15 protein-coding genes and 1 tRNA gene are annotated in these 13,708 nt (G+C 72.5%); 6 read left to right on the forward strand and 10 right to left on the reverse strand.

Translation table 11 applies throughout. The features are described from left to right. Positions 1-272 precede the first annotated feature (272 nt). Positions 273-884, forward strand: a complete 612-nt coding sequence (locus ACNJ93_RS09065) for a DedA family protein (protein WP_418961353.1) — start codon at positions 273-275, stop codon at positions 882-884. Here the strand turns inward: ACNJ93_RS09065 and ACNJ93_RS09070 are convergent. After that, positions 844-1,092 carry a DUF2277 domain-containing protein gene (locus ACNJ93_RS09070; protein WP_418956846.1) on the reverse strand — a complete coding sequence of 83 codons (249 nt, stop codon included), beginning with the start codon at positions 1,090-1,092 and terminating at the stop codon, positions 844-846. The genes ACNJ93_RS09065 and ACNJ93_RS09070 overlap by 41 nt on opposite strands. Before the next feature lie 38 nt (positions 1,093-1,130). Then, complete coding sequence (locus ACNJ93_RS09075; RefSeq protein WP_418956847.1) at positions 1,131-1,373, reverse strand: hypothetical protein; 243 nt, start codon at positions 1,371-1,373, stop codon at positions 1,131-1,133. Between the two features lie 233 nt (positions 1,374-1,606). Here ACNJ93_RS09075 and ACNJ93_RS09080 point away from each other — a divergent pair, with 233 nt between their 5' ends. Beyond that, a complete protein-coding gene (locus ACNJ93_RS09080) occupies positions 1,607-2,365 on the forward strand; it encodes a GntR family transcriptional regulator (RefSeq protein ID WP_418956848.1) in 759 nt (252 codons plus the stop codon). On the opposite strand, the gene ACNJ93_RS09085 is transcribed toward ACNJ93_RS09080, so the two are convergent. The 3 genes from ACNJ93_RS09085 to ACNJ93_RS09095 form a co-directional block, all read right to left on the reverse strand. Further along, entirely contained in the window at positions 2,362-2,928 is a 567-nt protein-coding gene (locus ACNJ93_RS09085) for a hypothetical protein (RefSeq protein WP_418956849.1), read from the reverse strand. The two genes, ACNJ93_RS09080 and ACNJ93_RS09085, sit on opposite strands and share 4 nt — an antisense overlap. Before the next feature lie 296 nt (positions 2,929-3,224). Then, positions 3,225-3,368, reverse strand: a complete 144-nt coding sequence (locus ACNJ93_RS09090; protein WP_418961620.1) for a hypothetical protein — start codon at positions 3,366-3,368, stop codon at positions 3,225-3,227. A 472-nt stretch (positions 3,369-3,840) separates the two neighbouring features. Further along, positions 3,841-3,915 (reverse strand) — tRNA-Val (locus ACNJ93_RS09095). Positions 3,916-4,093: 178 nt separating this feature from the next. Between ACNJ93_RS09095 and ACNJ93_RS09100 the strand changes: the two genes are divergently transcribed. The 3 genes from ACNJ93_RS09100 to ACNJ93_RS09110 all read left to right on the forward strand — a co-directional run bounded on the left by ACNJ93_RS09100 (position 4,094) and on the right by ACNJ93_RS09110 (position 6,586). Then, a complete protein-coding gene (locus ACNJ93_RS09100; RefSeq protein WP_418956850.1) occupies positions 4,094-4,858 on the forward strand; it encodes a DUF4097 family beta strand repeat-containing protein in 765 nt (254 codons plus the stop codon). A gap of 34 nt (positions 4,859-4,892) precedes the next feature. Continuing rightward, the gene (locus tag ACNJ93_RS09105; RefSeq protein WP_418956851.1) at positions 4,893-6,293 is read left to right on the forward strand and encodes a hypothetical protein; all 1,401 of its coding nucleotides are present in this window, start codon (positions 4,893-4,895) and stop codon (positions 6,291-6,293) included. A gap of 71 nt (positions 6,294-6,364) precedes the next feature. Beyond that, the gene (locus ACNJ93_RS09110; protein ID WP_418956852.1) at positions 6,365-6,586 is read left to right on the forward strand and encodes an FmdB family zinc ribbon protein; all 222 of its coding nucleotides are present in this window, start codon (positions 6,365-6,367) and stop codon (positions 6,584-6,586) included. Between the two features lie 45 nt (positions 6,587-6,631). On the opposite strand, the gene ACNJ93_RS09115 is transcribed toward ACNJ93_RS09110, so the two are convergent. Further along, on the reverse strand, positions 6,632-7,288 hold the full coding sequence (locus ACNJ93_RS09115) for a response regulator transcription factor (protein ID WP_418956853.1): 657 nt from the start codon (positions 7,286-7,288) through the stop codon (positions 6,632-6,634). Beyond that, entirely contained in the window at positions 7,279-8,442 is a 1,164-nt protein-coding gene (locus tag ACNJ93_RS09120; RefSeq protein ID WP_418956854.1) for a sensor histidine kinase, read from the reverse strand. The genes ACNJ93_RS09115 and ACNJ93_RS09120 overlap by 10 nt, the downstream gene beginning before the upstream one ends. 108 nt (positions 8,443-8,550) lie before the next feature. Here ACNJ93_RS09120 and ACNJ93_RS09125 point away from each other — a divergent pair, with 108 nt between their 5' ends. After that, positions 8,551-9,177, forward strand: coding sequence for a DedA family protein (locus tag ACNJ93_RS09125; RefSeq protein WP_418956855.1), 627 nt, complete (start codon positions 8,551-8,553; stop codon positions 9,175-9,177). On the opposite strand, the gene ACNJ93_RS09130 is transcribed toward ACNJ93_RS09125, so the two are convergent. From ACNJ93_RS09130 to ACNJ93_RS09140, 3 genes are read right to left on the reverse strand one after another with little or no spacing between them, the layout of a single operon-like run. Continuing rightward, entirely contained in the window at positions 9,140-10,015 is an 876-nt protein-coding gene (locus ACNJ93_RS09130) for an HAD family hydrolase (RefSeq protein ID WP_418956856.1), read from the reverse strand. The genes ACNJ93_RS09125 and ACNJ93_RS09130 overlap by 38 nt on opposite strands. Then, complete coding sequence (locus ACNJ93_RS09135) at positions 10,012-12,462, reverse strand: phosphoribosyltransferase (RefSeq protein ID WP_418956857.1); 2,451 nt, start codon at positions 12,460-12,462, stop codon at positions 10,012-10,014. The genes ACNJ93_RS09130 and ACNJ93_RS09135 overlap by 4 nt, the downstream gene beginning before the upstream one ends. Positions 12,463-12,480: 18 nt before the next feature. Further along, a complete protein-coding gene (locus tag ACNJ93_RS09140) occupies positions 12,481-13,656 on the reverse strand; it encodes an HpcH/HpaI aldolase/citrate lyase family protein (RefSeq protein WP_418956858.1) in 1,176 nt (391 codons plus the stop codon). Positions 13,657-13,708 lie beyond the last annotated feature (52 nt).

Genomic DNA, 13,708 nt, shown 5'->3' on the forward strand with positions numbered 1-13,708 from the left:
CGGCCGCGCAACGCCCCACCGCACACCCTGGCCGGGCGACGCCAGCCACGCAACGCCCCACCGCACCCCGAGCCGGCCGACGGCGGTCGCGTCACCGCCCCGCGGGCCGGGCGACGCCGGTCGCGCAACGCCCCACCGCCACCCCCCCCCCCCCCCCCCCGCACCCCGGGCACCCCCGGCACCCCCGGCACCCCGGGCCGGAATCGCCGCGCGGTTCCGGCCCGTTCCGCGTCGCGGTCCGGTCACCGCGCGTACGCTCTACCGCTGTGAACCTGCTCGACAGCCTGGCGCCGCTGACCGCGGGCCCGTGGATCTACGCGGCGATCTCCACGTCCGTCCTCCTGGACGTGTTCCTGCCGGTGCTGCCGAGCGGCGTCCTGGTGGTGACGGCGGCGACCTCCGCCGCGGCCGCGTCCGTGACGGCCGCGACCGCCGCCCCCTCCGTACCCGCCCTGCTGCTGTGCGCGGCCACGGCCTCGGTGCTGGGCGACCTCGGGGCGTACCGCATGGCCCGGCGGGGCGGCCTGGACCGCGTACTGGCGCGCTCACGCCGTCTGCGCGGCGCGCAGGAACGTCTCGGCACCGCGCTGACGCACGGCGGCGGCGCCCTCGTCGTGCTGGCCCGCTTCGTGCCCGCCGGACGCTCGGTGGTCTCGCTGGCCGCGGGCGCGGCGCGCCGACCCGTGCAGGACTTCCTGCCCTGGTCCGCGCTGGCGGGGCTGACCTGGGCGGCGTACAGCGTGGGGCTCGGCTACCTCGGCGGCCAGTGGCTGGGCGCGAACTGGCTCGGCGCGGCGGCCTCCGTCCTCGCGCTGTTCCTCGCCGGCACGCTGGCCGGCTGGGTCATACGGCGTCCGGCGCCGGCTCCGACGCCGGTCTCCTGAGCCCGCGCACCTCCAGGTGCTCCAGGAGGGCGCGGGTGGCGTCGGCGATCTCGTCGACGGCCCGGTCGAAGACCTCCCGGTTGTGCGCGGCGGGCGCGCGGAAGCCGGAGACCTTGCGGACGTACTGCAGGGCGGCGGCCCTGATGTCGTCATCGGTGGCCTCGTGGGGCAGGACCGGCGGGCGGAGCGTCTTGATGCTGCGGCACATGCTTCCAGTGTGCCCCTCGGGTCCGACAACGGCCGGGCTCAGAGCAGATCGCCCCGGCTGCGGGCGTTGGCCTCGGCGGCACGGGCCCGCAATTCGCGCAGCGGCGTCGCGAGTTCGACGTCGGCGGGCTCGGCCTCCCATTCGCAGCCGCCGTGCACCGGGCGGATCAGCAGCCGGCCGGCGACGCTGTCGACGTAGAAGCCGACCCGGCCGCTGGCGGTGTCCCGGACGAGGTCGCCGACCTCGGGCAGGAACGGACCGGAGTCGGGGTGGTGCGTCATGGTCCCTCCGTCCTGGCCCGCGCCGTGCGCCCTGGCCTGCGTCGTCTCCTACGAGTGCCGGGTTGCGGATCTCCAGAGATACACCCAGGGAATCCCCACGACACCCCCCTGTCAACGTTTCTCTAGAGATGTCCCCCGATGGATGGATCGGGCGCACAGGACGGCGCACACGCGTACCCCCGGCCACAGCACCGGGCCTTAGGGTGTCCCCCGACGAAGGGAGTGGGTCCCCCATGGCTGACCAGGGCACTGACCGTCGGCCCAAGTACCGGCGGATCGCGGACGAGTTGAGAACCGCGATCGACGAGGGCCGGTACGGGCCCGGCGACCGCCTCCCCGGCGAGAACGACCTCATGGAGGCGTACGGCGTCGCCCGGATGACCGCCCGTCAGGCGCTCTCGGTGCTGCGGGACGAGGGCCTGGCCGAGGCGCGCAAGGGCGCCGGCGTCTTCGTCCGCTCCTTCCGCCCCATCCGGCGGCGCGGGATCCCGCGCCTGGCGCAGGGCCACTGGGGCACGGGCCGCTCGGTCTGGTCGGCCGACATCGAGGAACGCGCCCTGGTCGTGGACCAGATCGAAGTGACCGAGGCCCCGGCCCCGGCCAGACTCGCGGAAGCGCTCGGCATCCCCGAGGACGCACCGCTCTGCGTCCGCAGCCGCCGCTTCGTCCTGGACGACAAACCGGTGCTGCTGTCGGTGTCGTACCTGCCGGCGTCGGTCGCGGCGGGCACCGCCATCGCCACCCCGGACACCGGCCCGGGCGGCATGTACGCCCGGCTCGCCGAACTGGGCTGCAAGCCCGCCCACTTCCGCGAGGAGATCCGCTGCCGCATGCCGACGGCGGACGAGTCGCAGCGCCTGTCCCTGACCGCGGGCACGCCGGTGATCCTGATCTACCGGACGGCGTTCACGGAGCAGGGACAGGCGGTCGAACTCAACGAGATGACGCTGGACTCGGGCTCGTACGTCCTGGAGTACGACTTCGACGCCTAGGAGGCCCCGGAAGCCTGGGGAGGGGGCGGGGAACCGTCCCAGTCGACGGTGAACGGTTTCCTCAGAAACCGGAACCCGCCCTCGTCCTCCCCCTCGACATAGAGCAGCCCCTCGGCATCGACGCCCTCACCGGCCAGGAACTCCCCGACGGCCCGCCTGCTGTACTCGGGAACGATGTCGGGGATCCCCGAGAAGTACTTCTCGGCCTCGACCTCGAGGAGCTCACAGGCCCTGCGCAGCAGCGGCGGCCCGGGCGGCGTCCAGTAGAACTTCCCGCCACAGCTGTAGTGCGCCAGGCAGAACCCGAGCAGCCCCCGCTCGATCCGCTCGGGCTCCTTCAGCCGCACGGCCAGCGAGGCCATCCGGACCGCGTACATCCCGTACATCCCCACCGCGTTCTTCGCGGTGTACCGCGCCAGCAGCTCGAACTCCCGCTGGTTCGTCAGCGCCGCCATGGCGGTCTCGACATCCGAGTCGAGCGGACCGGGCAGCTCGCTCTCCTCGTACTCCCGGGCCTTGAACCGCGGCTCGTTCAGCCGCTCCCAGAGCTCTTCAGAAAGCAAACCCCACATCCTCCGTCCACACGCCCGGAACCCCGACGAGCCCCAAAACCCTATGAACCGAAGACGCCCCCACCCCCCACATGGTTCCCGCCCGCCCACCGAGAACCCAGCCCGACGCCCCCGCGAGTCGACTCAGCGCTTCAACGCCCGGTACTTCCTGAGCAGCGCCGTGATCTTCGCCTGGTCGGCCGCACCGTTCAGCTCGACGAGAAGATCATCCGGACAGAGCTCGTCATGGTCCCCCCACCACCGACGCCCCTTGTTGTCCCAGACGCGATACCCCCACTCCGGGCACGCTACTGCGGGGCAGCGGACGTGCGCCTGGTCCCCATCGGATCGCCCTCGTCCCGGCTGAACTCGTGCGAGCACCCTCCGGACGTGACGTCCTTGGTGAAGCAGGCGACGAAGGAACTCGGCGAGCCGTAGAAGGCCAGACGCATGTCGGCACAGTCCACCCCGTCGAAGGTGACCGTGCCATACGCACCGGACGGGGACCAGCTCCCCGTCTGCCGCGCGGCGAACCCGGTGCACCCCCACCCGACGACGTCCTTCTTGTCGAACCCCGTAGCGGTGAACGTCCCGTCGTCCGCGAACTCGACGGTCGCCCCACTCCAGTCCGACCACACACCCGTCAACCGCTCAGCACTGTCGACACTGACCGGGTAATACCCGCCACACCCAGCCAACACCAAACCCACACCCCCCAACGCCGCACGGACACTCCCCCGCCACCCCCACCGACACCCCGCGCCCCCCATAACCCCGCCTCTCACCTCCACCACACACGCCCACCGGCGGGCAGCACACCTCATCTTGAACACGTTCAACCACCCTGCCAAAGGAGACCCCAAGCACGCGCCACGACAACACCAAAGAAGACCCCGGACCATGATCGGTCCGGGGCCTTCGTCCTGGTGGGCGCGGACGGTTTCGAACCGCCGACATCTGCTTTGTAAGAGCAGCGCTCTACCCCTGAGCTACGCACCCGTGGAATGAGGCAACAGCGTACATGGCACCCCGGTGGGTCCGGCAAACCGATACAGGGGTGGGCGGGGCGGTGCTGTGGTTAACCCCACCATGGGTGCGGTGGTCGGCCGGATCGTGGCGTGAGGGCGGGGCTGCGTACGGTGAGGGGGTAGTCAGACGCGTTCAGACGGGGGACATCGTGACCGCACATCGCATCCGTACGCTGCTCGCTGCCGGAGGGGCCGCGGTCGTCGCGCTCGGGGTCACCGGGTGCGGGACCACCGACGTCGAGGGGGCGCCGGTCGAGCGGAAGAGCTTCGCGTTCCAAGGGGACGCGCTCACCGTCGACGCGGACGACTCGGACCTGGAGCTGGTGCCGGGCGATGTGTCCGAGATCCGGGTGACCCGGCAGATCGACGGGTGGGTGTTCCTCGGGGACGGCCCGAAGGCGACCTGGCGGATGGAGGGCGCGAAGCTGGTGCTGCGCGTGGAGTGCGACGCCGTCGCCAGCAACTGCGGGGGCCGGCATACCGTCACCGTGCCGCGCGGCGTCACGGTGACCGTGCGGAACGAGAACGGGGACGTCACCGCCACCGGTTTCACCACGCCGCTCACGGTGACCGGCGACAACGGCGACATACGGGTACGGGACCAGCGCGGCCCGGTCGAGCTGCGCAGCGACAACGGGGATCTGCACCTGGAGAGCGGTACGCCGAGGACCCTGGCCGCATCGAGCTCGAACGGGGACGTCCGGCTCGCCCCCGGCGCCGCGCCGCAGCGGGTCGACGCGAGCGCCGAGAACGGGGACGTGGACCTCCGGCTGCCAGGCGGCGCGCGGTACGCCGTCACGAGTTCCAGCGACAACGGGGACGTCAGCGTGGACGTGCCGACCGATCGCGCCAGCGCCCACAAGGTCTCCGCGCGCAGTGAGAACGGAGATGTCGTCGTGCACACGGCGAACTGAACGGCCCGTGTGTTCGTCCTTGCCTGGTGGGAGAATGAACCGGGGCAGGGCGGACTCGGCACGGGAGAGGGATGTGGCGGCGACCCAGGCGAGGGGCAGTGCGACGAGGTCCGTGCTGGGGCTGATGATCGGGGCGCCGTTGCTGGCCGTCGCGCTGCTGCCCGCCGCGTTCGCGAGCGGCGGCGGGGGCGGGACGTCGCGCCGCTGGTTCGGGGGACGCGCCGAGAGCCAGCGGGCCGAGGCCCAGGCGGCGAAGGACGCGGCGGCCGCCGCGTTCTACGAGCTGGACACCGCGCAGCGCGGGCTGCGGATCTCGATCGAGACGATCACCGCCGTGGACGGCTCGCCGGAGGCCCGTCGGGCCGAGTCGGACTTCGTCGCGCTGGGACGACGGATCGACGAGGTCAGTCACACGTACATCACCGCCGTCGACGCCCACGACCTGGACCGGGATGGCCTGGAGGCCTCGGTCGCGGCACGCGCCAAGGGCGAGCTGAACCGGGCGAAGGACGAACTGCTCCGGGTCAAGGGCGAACTCGACCGCTTCGAGCAGAACATCGCACCGCTGCTGGACAAGGCCGAGACCCAGCTGGCGCAGCTCGCACCGGCCGTCGAGCGGGCGCGCCAGGCTCTCCGCGGCGCGAGCGACGCCCTCGACACCGTGCGCAGCTCCGGGCTGCGGGCCGACGAGCTGGCGGCCCGGCTCGCCCAGCTGGGGCCCGAGCTGACCCGCCTGAACGAGGGCGCCGGACGGCATGGCGTCGCCGACACCCTCCAGCGCGCCGACCGTGTCCTGCGGGACGCCGAGGCGGTGCGGGCCGAGGCGGAACGCCTCCCGGAGCGCGCCGCCGAGATCGACCGCCGCCTGGTGTCGCTGCGGACGCGGGCCCAGGCCCTCACCACCCGGGCGGGCGGCGTCGAGCCGGTCCTGAGCGAACTGCGGCGTCGTTTCGTCGCCGACTGCTGGCAGGACCTGCAGCATGTCCCCGAGCGGGCCGCCGACCACCTCCGGCAGGCGGAGACACGGCTCGGCGAGGCCGCGAAGGCCCGCGAGGAGCAGCGCTGGGCGGACGCGACCAGCCTCCTCGCCACCGTCCGCGCCCTGCTGAACACCACGGACGAGGAGGTGTCCGCGGCCGGTGACCGGCTACACCGCCTCAACGCCGTCGCCAAGGATCCCCAGCAGGAGATCGACCGCGCCCGCTTCGCCGTCCGCGACGCCCAGCGGCTCGCGATGGACGGCCGCAACACCCCGGACCCGCGTCACGCCCGTCCCCTGGACGAGGCCGTCGCCCGCCTGGACCGCGCCGTCGCCGGTCTGGAGGGCCGCCACCCCGACTACTGGCACTTCCTCACCGAACTGGAAGCCGTCCGCACCACCGCCGCCCAGGTGGTCGACCTCATCCGCGAGGAACGCGGCGCCGGCCACGCCTAGGGGCGGCAGGAGAGCCCGCCAGGTGGGCAGGGGAGCGCCCCGGTACGGCCGGGGCCGCTAGCCTGGTCGGCATGCCTCGTTACGAATACCGCTGCCGGACCTGCGACGACACCTTCGAGCTCAGCCGCCCGATGGCCGAGTCCGGTGACCCCGCCGACTGCCCCTCCGGGCACTCCGACACCGTCAAGCTGCTCTCCGCCGTCGCGGTCGGCGGCTCGGCGAAGGCCGGCCCCGCCCCCGCCCCCGCCGGTGGCTCCGGCGGCGGCTGCTGCGGTGGCGGCTGCTGCGGCTGAGCCCCGCCCCGCCCGTTCTGCCGTGCCCGGGCGGCGTCGGCGTCGTCAGCCGCCCAGGTAACGCAGCACCGCCAGCACCCGTCTGCTGTACCCCTCCGCCGTCCCCGTCAGCTCCAGCTTGTCGAAGATCGCGTTGCTGTGTTTCTCCACGGCGCTCTGCGAGATGTGGAGCCGGGTCGCGATGGCGGCGTTGGTGTGGCCCTGCGCCATCGCCGCCAGCACGTCCCGTTCGCGGGGCGTGAGTCTCGCCAGCGGGTCGGCGTGCGAGGAGCGGGCGAACAGCCTGCGCACGACCTCCGAGTCGAAGGCCGTCCGCCCCTCCCCCACCCGTTCCAGCGCGTCCAGGAACTCGTCGACCTGCGCCACCCGGTCCTTCAGCAGATAGCCGACCGCTCCCGCGTCCCCCACCTCTCCGGTGAACAGTTCCGTCGCGTACCTCTTCTCCACGTACTGCGAGAGGACCAGCACGCCCACCGACGGCCACCGCCGGCGGATCTCCAGCGCCGCCTGCAGCCCTTCGTCGGTGTGCGTCGGAGGCATCCGCACGTCCGCCACGACCACGTCCGGCGGCTCGGCCGCCACCGCCGCCATCAGCTCCACCGCCGTGCCGACGGCCGCCCGCACCTCGTGTCCCTCCTCGACGAGCAGGCGCGCGAGCCCCTCCCGCAGCAGCGTCGAGTCCTCGGCCAGCATCACACGCACGGCAGCTCCGCCCTCACGTCCGTCGGTCCCCCGACCGGGCTGTCCACCGTGAACGTGCCGTCCAGCGCGGCCACCCGTCTGGCCAGACCGGTCAGTCCTCCGCCGCGCGGATCCGCCCCGCCGTCGCCGTCGTCCCGCACCCGCACGACCAGGTCTCCTTTCTCGTCGTCGGCGATCGTCACCTCTATTCGCGTCGCCTCCGCGTGCTTCACGACGTTGGTGACGCACTCGGAGACGATGAAGTACGCCACCGTCTCCACTTGTCTGCTCAGCGGCCCTTCCACCCGATAGGCCAACTCCACGGGCAGCGGGCTGCGTTCGGCGACGGACTCGAGCGCCGCTTTCAGCCCGGCCTCGTCCAGGACGGCCGGGTGGACGCGCCAGGCCACCTCGCGCAGTTCGGCCAGCGCCCGCCGGCTCTCCTCGTGGGCCTGCACCAGCAACTCCGCGGCCGTCACGGGATCCCTGCTGCGTCTGGCGCGGCCCAGCAGCATCCCCAGTGCCACGAGCCGCTGCTGGACGCCATCGTGCAGATCCCTCTCGATACGGCGGCGTTCGTCGTGGATGGCGTCCACGACACCCGAGCGGCTGGACGCGAGGTGTTCGATCCGGCGCTCCAGCTCGCTCTGGTCGGGCCCGACGAGGCGCACCGCCAGGTGCTCCTCCAGTGTGGCGGCCCCGAATATCCCCTGCGTGGCGAGGAAGAGCATGAACAGCCCCAGGAAGCCGCTCAACACCACCTGCCAGGGGTGGTCGATCTCGGTGAACACCCAACCGACGAGGGCGAAGACAGCGAGCCCGGCCCCGTACACGCCGACGAGCAGGACCGTCCCGCCGAGGAGTCCGAGCGGCCAGCGCAGGGCGAGATAGCGCAGGACCTGCGCGTCCCCGTCCGCGTCCGCGTGCGCACCCGCGTACCCGGGCGGCAGCGCCACGTCGTGGAATCGCTCCAGCCGGCCGGCCTCGAAGCGCACGAACCAGCGGGCCGCGGCGGTCGCCGGGCGCAGCGCCGCGCGCCGGCCGCGCGGCCAGGCGAGCAGCGGGAGCAGCACGACGCCCATGAGCACCGCAGCCAGCAGCTCGACGACCGCGCTGCCGAGCCCGATGCCCAGCCCGACCGCGTTCCTCGCGCACTTCAGAGCCAGTCGTTTCATGATCGCCACGCTAGCGGCGGCAGGCCGGGGCGCGTACTGCGGAAAACCTCAGAAAGCTTTGCGGACTTCCGCAGTCCGCCGGCGGGCTCGGAATTCGAGCATGGACGCATGGAGAAATGGATCAACGGACTCATGGAAACGCTCGGCGCGCCCGGTGCGGGAATCGCGGTCGCGCTGGAGAACCTCTTCCCTCCCATACCCAGTGAAGTGATCCTGCCGATGGCGGGCTTCGCCTCGGCGCAGGGCCGGATCGGTCTGCTCGCGGCGCTCGTGTGGACGACGGCGGGTTCGGTCGTGGGCGCGCTCGCGCTGTACGGGGTGGGTGCCCTGCTGGGCCGGGAGCGGACGCTCGCGATCGCCGCCCGGCTGCCGCTCGTGAAGGTGAGCGATGTCGAGCGGACGGAGGCGTGGTTCGTCCGGCACGGTGCGAAGGCCGTGTTCCTGGGCCGGATGGTGCCGATCTTCCGGAGTCTGATCTCGGTGCCGGCCGGGGTGGAGCGGATGCCGCTGCCGCTGTTCCTGGCTTTGACGACGCTGGGCAGCGCGATATGGAACACCGCCTTCGTACTCGCCGGTCACGCGCTGGGCGACAACTGGGAGCAGGTCACCGGTCTGGTGTCGGTGTACTCGAAGGCGGTGCTCGGGACGGCGGTGGCCGCGGTGCTGTGCTTCGTCGCGATACGTCTGAGGGCTGTGGTCAGGCCGGGTCGGGGAGTGCGTCGGCAGCGTCGCTGAGCAGCCCTGGCAGGGTGGCACGGTGGGTCCGGGCGGTCGCGCCGAAACGCCGCAGGATCTCCTCCCCCGCGGCGACGCCGCGGTGAGTGAGCGCGTCGAGGTGAGGGGCGGTCCAGCCGGCGTCGGCGAGTTCGCCGTGGCCGGGGCGCCACGCGCGGTCGGCGGCCATGAGGAGGTCCGCATCGAGGAGCGAGTCTCCGGCGGCGAGGGTGAGCGTGGCGCCGGTGCGGCGGGCGACCTCCCTCATCGCGGCGCTCTTGGTGAGCGGCTTGGGGACGGCGTAGACCTTGCGGCCCTGGAGGGAGACGGTCCAGCCGCGGTCGCCGGCCCAGGCGGTGAACTCCTCCAGCCACTCCTCGGGCATCTGGTCGCGTTCGACGACGAGGTAGGCGAAGAGGTCCTCGGCGACGCGGTGCTTGCGCACCCAGGAGGGGTCGGTGGTGTCGGTGAAGCGGGCGCGGATCTCGTCCAGCGGGGCGCACTCGGCGTCGAGGCTGCTCAGGACGGAGGCGTGCCAGTCGTGGTCGGTGACGCCGTCGACGAGGAGGTGACCGCCGTTGGCGCAGATCGCGTAGCGGGGGGTGGGGATGGGCAGACGGATCCGCTGGTACTGCTTGCGGGTACGGGTCGTGGTCGGGACGAACACCGTGTCGGCGGCGATTTGTTCGAGGAGCTCGGCGGCGGCCTCCGTCAGGTAGGACAGCGGCTTGCTCTCATGGACCTCGACGCAGAGCAGCCGGGGCGCGTGGGCGTCGGGCATGCCGAGGGCCAGCGCGGCGGAGGAGTAGATGAGGGTGCGGTCGAGGTCGCTGGCGACGAGGACGGTGGCGGTGGTCACTGGGACACCACCGCCTTGCCGTCGGCGCCTGTCGCACCCCGTGTGAAGTGGGGGTGGATGAGACCGACACAGGTGTAGGGAAGTCCGTCGACCTCCTCGACGGGGACCCCGCGCTGTTCGGCGAGGAGGCGGACGTGATCGAGGTCCGCGCCGGCGCCGCGCTGGGCGAGGATCTTCCAGGGGACGCGGCGCAGCAGGACGCGGGTGGTCTCGCCGACGCCGGGCTTGACGAGGTTGACGTCGTGGATCCCGTACTCCTCGCTGATCCGCTCGACGGCGGCCCAGCCCTCCCAGGTGGGGGTGCGGTCGGCGGCGAGGAGTTCCTTGACCTCCGTGTCGACGGCGTCGGCGACTTCGTCGAAGCGGGCGGAGACGGTGTCGAGGAAGTCGTTGGAGACGTCGGCCTCGGCGAGTTCGCGGTAGAACTTGCCGCCGTGGAAGTCGTCCGGGCCGACGAGGTCGGCGCGGAGCACGGTCCGCGATATCAGGCCGGAGACGGTGGAGTTGAGGCAGGCGGAGGGGATGAGGAAGTCCTCGCGGGTGCCGTAGGTGCGGACGCAGGAGCCGGGGTCGGCGAGGACGGCGATCTCCGGGTCGAAGCCCTCGAAGTCCTTCAGGGCCTCGGCGAGTTCGCGGGTGATGGCGCCCTTGCCGGTCCAGCCGTCGACGAAGACGACGTCGGCGGGGTCGTGGTGGGCGGCGAGCCAGCGCAGCGCGTTGGCGTCGATGCCGCGGCCGCGGACGATGGAGACGGCGTAGTGGGGCAGGTCGAGGCCGTGGCGGTGCTGGGCCCAGCGGCGCATCAGGGCACCGACGGGGGTGCCGGCGCGGGCGAGGGAGACGAGGACGGGCCGGCCGGACCGTTCGGCGAGGACGGTCTCGGTGACGGTGCCGACGGCGCGGGCGAGTCGGGCGGCGGAGGCGTCGAGGGCCGCGTGGAAGAGCTGCTGGTACTGCTCGCTGGGCTGGTACTCGACCGGCAGGGACTCGGCGTAGTGGGCGCCGCCGCTCTGGATGGCCTCCTCGCGCTCCTCGGTGGGGGCTTCGAGTTCGACGTCGGAGAGGTCCTGCAGCAGCCAGCCGACCTCCTCGGGCGCGTACGAGGAGAAGGCGGGACCGCGCAGCGGCTCGGGCAGCATCGAGGCACCTCGGGGGGTGTAGGAGGGAACGACGGCGAGCACGACGTGCGGGATGTGCGCGCCGAGACGGGCCAGCAGCCCGTCGGAAGCGTGGAGTTCCGGAGTGTCGGCGGTGGAGTCGACGACGGCGACGACGGCGTCGAAGCCGGCGCCGGCCACGTTGTAGGCGTAGCGGTCGCCGGGGCCGTCGGCGGGCGCGTCGTGGGCCGGGAAGACGAGCCGGGTGCGGATCGCGTAGCCGGGGTCGTCGACGGCGAGGACGGGAGAACGGGTGGTGGTCGAGTAGGAGACGTCGGCCCCGGTCTGCTCCAGCGCGTGGGCGAGGCGGAGCGGGGCGTACATCAGCTCCTCGTTGCCGAGGACGAGGACGCGGGGCGGGCGGCCGTCGGTCGCGGTCACCGGCGGCAGCGCGGCGGACAGGCGGGCGGCCATGTCCGGCAGGGCGGCCTCCAGGAGGGCCCGGTGGGCGGGGGTGAAGCCGTGTCGGCCGCCGTCGGGAACTCCGGCGGGCCAGCCCAGGTCGACCCGGACGGGACGGGACTGGGCGCCGGAGGACGCCGGGCCGGCGGTCTCGGCGGGCGTGGCCGGGTTGGCGGAGGCGTTGGCGTTGGCGGCTTCCTGCTGGCCCACGAGGGTCTGGCCCTTGGCCAGGACGTCGTCGGGGAGGCGGACGGTGCCGCGGGCGCCGGTGACGAGGTCGATCCGGGCGCCTATCTCCTCGCCGAAGGCGGCCAGCCGGCCGAGGTCGGCGGCGGAGCGCATGTCGACCAGGGCCACGACCACGTACCGGTCGCGGGGGTGGCGGGCGTGCAGGTCGCGGATGGTGTTGAGGACGGTGTTGCCGGTGGAGAACTCGTCGTCGACGAGGACCAGCGGGCCGGGTCCGGCCAGCAGCTTGGGGTCCTCGGGGAGCAGCAGATGGGAGGTGGCGTGGGAGTGGGACTCCTCGAAGCCGCCGGCGGGCACCACGCCCGGGACGGGCCGGCGGGTGGAATGCAGGTAGGGGACGTCGCCCAGGCCGTCGGCGACGGAGTGGCCGAGGCCGGTGGCGGTCTCGGCGTAGCCGACGACGACGGCGTCCGCGGCGGCCGGGCCGAGCAGTTCCGCGGCGCGTACGCCGAGGGCGTGCCCGTGCCCGTACACGACCGACGGCCGCTGGGGGACGTGCTTGCCCAGCACGTTCGAGACGAGCAGATGGGCCCGCTTCGGGTTGCGCCGCAGGGCGAGACCGAGGAGGTCCCGTAGTTCACCGTCTCCGACCAGTTCGACGCCCAGTCGCTCGGCGACCCACGTTCCCGTCCACTCCACGTCCTCGTTCACCCTTCGTCAGCCGGCCAGTCCGGCGGTGAGCAGCTCCACGAAGCCGACGTCCTCCCGGGCGACGCCGAAGACCTCGGCGCGCAGCAGGGTCCGTTCCGCCCAGGCGCGGTGCGGCTTCACTTCGTTCATCTTGTTCGTATAGGCGGAGCGCAGCACTCCGCCGCCGCCCCGCTCGGGCCGCAGGATGTCCTGTGCGTCGCTGAACTCCTCGTGGCTGACCACGGAGAGCGCGTGGACCGGGACCACGTGCGAGGGGTGGATGCAGGTCTTGCCGAGCAGGCCGTTGGCCCGGTCGAGCTCGATCTCGCGGAGCAGTCCGTCGAGGTCGTGCTCGATGAGCGCAGTGCGCAGTTCCTCGGCCCGCCCCTCCAGGAAGGGGCTGCGCCGCAGCTGCGGCTTGAACATGCGCTCCTGGGCTCGGAAGTACTCCCAGACGGGGCCGGTGATGGTGAAGCCGGTGCCGTCGGAGCGGCCCAGCACGTTGACGACGTCGGCGATGACGTGGGCGACGAGCTGGACGTCGTAGGCGGTCATGTCGGGCGAGCGGCGCAGCCCGTAGGCCGAGCAGAAGTCGGTCACGCCGAGCCGCAGGGCGAGGACCCGGTCTCTGTACTTGTCGACGATCCGGGCGATGCCGGCGAGGGTCTCGGCCCGGCTCTCCAGGTGGAGCAGCTGCGGGGATTCCAGGACGGGCATGGCGAAAAGTCGCCGTCCGCTGGCGTTCTCCGCGCGTGTGAGGGCCTCCAGGAAGGCCGCTCCGCGCTCCTCGGTGAACTTGGGCAGCACGAAGCCGGAGAGCAGGCGAACGGTGTCTCCGAGCCGTTCGACCAGATCGGGGATCTGCTGGGGCTCACGGACCCGGATGAACAACAACGGCGGTTCCGCGCCATCGGCGGCACCGGCGGCCGCCAGGTCCGCGAACTGCCGGACGAGGTTGGCCTCGGCGCCCTCCACGTCCTGGTCGTCGATCGAGTCCTCCAGGCACAGCACCATGGAGACGACACCGCGCGCGGCCTGTTTGCGCACGTCGTCGGCTAGCTTGGGGCGGGTGGCCGGGCTGTAGAGCGTGGCGCCCAGGGCCGCGGCGAGCGTGCGCGCGGGCGAGTCGGCCGTGAACTCGGCCGGCTCCTGATGGAACAGCCCGGCCCGCGAAGCGGACGGGATGTGCCCGAAATGACGCATGTATCTCCCCCGACTGGCATCTGTGGCCGTGACGACATGTGGCCGGTAATAG

Source organism: Streptomyces tritici (assembly GCF_048500665.1).
Taxonomy (GTDB): domain Bacteria; phylum Actinomycetota; class Actinomycetes; order Streptomycetales; family Streptomycetaceae; genus Streptomyces; species Streptomyces tritici.

Bases quoted from the DNA above. Each gene is read 5' to 3' on its own strand.
- ACNJ93_RS09070 (WP_418956846.1), bottom strand. From the start codon at position 1,092: ATGTGCCGCAGCATCAAGACGCTCCGCCCGCCGGTCCTGCCCCACGAG.
- ACNJ93_RS09075 (WP_418956847.1), bottom strand. From the start codon at position 1,373: ATGACGCACCACCCCGACTCCGGTCCGTTCCTGCCCGAGGTCGGCGAC.
- ACNJ93_RS09080 (WP_418956848.1), top strand. From the start codon at position 1,607: ATGGCTGACCAGGGCACTGACCGTCGGCCCAAGTACCGGCGGATCGCG.
- ACNJ93_RS09090 (WP_418961620.1), bottom strand. From the start codon at position 3,368: ATGCGTCTGGCCTTCTACGGCTCGCCGAGTTCCTTCGTCGCCTGCTTC.
- ACNJ93_RS09105 (WP_418956851.1), top strand. From the start codon at position 4,893: ATGAACCGGGGCAGGGCGGACTCGGCACGGGAGAGGGATGTGGCGGCG.
- ACNJ93_RS09110 (WP_418956852.1), top strand. From the start codon at position 6,365: ATGCCTCGTTACGAATACCGCTGCCGGACCTGCGACGACACCTTCGAG.
- ACNJ93_RS09120 (WP_418956854.1), bottom strand. From the start codon at position 8,442: ATGAAACGACTGGCTCTGAAGTGCGCGAGGAACGCGGTCGGGCTGGGC.
- ACNJ93_RS09125 (WP_418956855.1), top strand. From the start codon at position 8,551: ATGGAGAAATGGATCAACGGACTCATGGAAACGCTCGGCGCGCCCGGT.
- ACNJ93_RS09140 (WP_418956858.1), bottom strand. From the start codon at position 13,656: ATGCGTCATTTCGGGCACATCCCGTCCGCTTCGCGGGCCGGGCTGTTC.